The following is a 1,031-nucleotide window of genomic DNA, read 5'->3' as shown; positions in this document are numbered from 1 at the left end:
GCATCGCAAGGTACGTCAAACTGTGGTGAAGAATTTCTGGCTGGCCAATGTCACCATGTATTTCACCCATGCAGTAGCTGCCAAAGGTCGCGGCAATATCCATAAACGCCTGCACTTCGTCGCTGCTATCAATAAAATCCAGCCGCGAGGCGCAGTTGTAAATCATCACTACTTCCGGCTGATGCATGGCAAGTTCCACCACCCCATGACGCACTTGTTCTAACGTCAGAGAAGGATGGTTATAGCAAAACTGAACCTCATCACCGAGGCACCACGGCCTATCGAAACTCATGCTTCCATCGGCGTGAAGTTCTGTGACGGTACAAACTTCCTTGCGCCCCAACGTTTCTCGATACAACGGGAAACTGAGTAATTGGTTAATCGTCACGTCGTGCCCGTCGGCAAGATAATGCTTATAAACATCGAGGGCTTTACGCTCTCCTAAGCAATACAAGCGCGTGCCTTTCGCATGCGTCACTTTGTGCGGCATGCCGATTGGGTTCCACTCGGAATACGCGTCTGTCCAAGTTTTCAAAGTATCACTGTGCAAAGCCACTGCCACTACGGCGTTGTCGTATGTCTGGTTTTGATAGAGCACCCAACAGCCGTCTTCTATGGTCTGCGCTAATCCACCAGACACTCGCACGTTTTCGGTCGCAAAAGTTTGATACAAAGGATAATCACGACGTTCGATTTGCACGGCAAAACTGATGATGACTTGAGAGTTGCTTTGTAACTGCAGCGAACGTTTGAGCTCGCCACCGTCTATATCGGGAGAGAAAGAATACGCTTGGACGGCAGACGTTAGCGTGGTTTGGTCAAACTCAATCAGGTTGATGAGGCAGCCAGAGGTAAAAATGTCGCCATCCAAAATTACATTGCGAGTACTGTGACCGATGACATGAGCATTGGGCAACATCGACAAAACCGCTTTGGCGAGTGCAGCCGCACATTCTCGCGATTGCGTAGACAAAATTTGCACCAAATACTGTTTATCTGGGTGCAACTGAGAAGTGACTAAAAAGTCATTA

1 protein-coding gene is annotated in these 1,031 nt (G+C 48.8%); it reads right to left on the bottom strand.

Going from position 1 to position 1,031, the window contains the following annotated elements; translation table 11 throughout:
* Positions 1-1,031, bottom strand: a 1,031-nt coding sequence (locus R8269_RS26290; protein WP_318223048.1) for an FIST N-terminal domain-containing protein, incomplete at both ends; no start/stop codon positions are given.

Source organism: Vibrio sp. Vb0667 (assembly GCF_033391095.1).
Note: the sequence above shows the minus strand (reverse complement) of the source record. Positions and strands in the feature narration are given on the sequence as shown.